Annotated in this window: 1 protein-coding gene; it reads left to right on the top strand. The window is 43.1% G+C overall.

Annotated features, from left to right (window positions below; genetic code table 11):
- Positions 1 to 11 precede the first annotated feature (11 nt).
- Positions 12 to 450: CRISPR-associated endonuclease Cas1 (gene cas1, locus Q0C15_RS04885; RefSeq protein WP_297216942.1), on the top strand; the 439-nt coding region annotated here is incomplete at its 3' end.

Raw genomic sequence — 450 nt, 5'->3', positions numbered from 1 at the left:
ACGGTACCTACATGTCATCCATAGTCCCAATATCAAAGAATGAGATAGGTGCGAATACAGTCAAGCAGGCCATGGCCTATTCAAGCGAAGAGAGACTGGATATAGCCGCCGAGATGGTTGAAGGTATACGCCATAACATAATCAGGAATCTGCGTTATTACAACGAAGATGGGGCCATAAGCGGCATAATCGAAAGAATAAGATCCTATGCGATCAAGAAGGACAACATAAATTCCATATTGGGTGTGGAGGGAAATATATGGTCTGATTATTATTCATCATTTCCTAAGATATTCAAGGGCTATCCTAGTTTCAAGAGGCAGTTCCATCCTCCACCGGACAGCCTCAATGCGATGATTTCTTTCGGCAACGCTATGCTGTATTCTTCAGTTCTGACGAAGATAATCGCATCAGGGCTCAATCCATCCATAAGTTTTCTGCATGAGCCAT

This window comes from Thermoplasma sp., from assembly GCF_023256435.1.
Lineage (GTDB): Archaea > Thermoplasmatota > Thermoplasmata > Thermoplasmatales > Thermoplasmataceae > Thermoplasma.
This window is presented reverse-complemented; position numbering and strand designations above follow the sequence as displayed.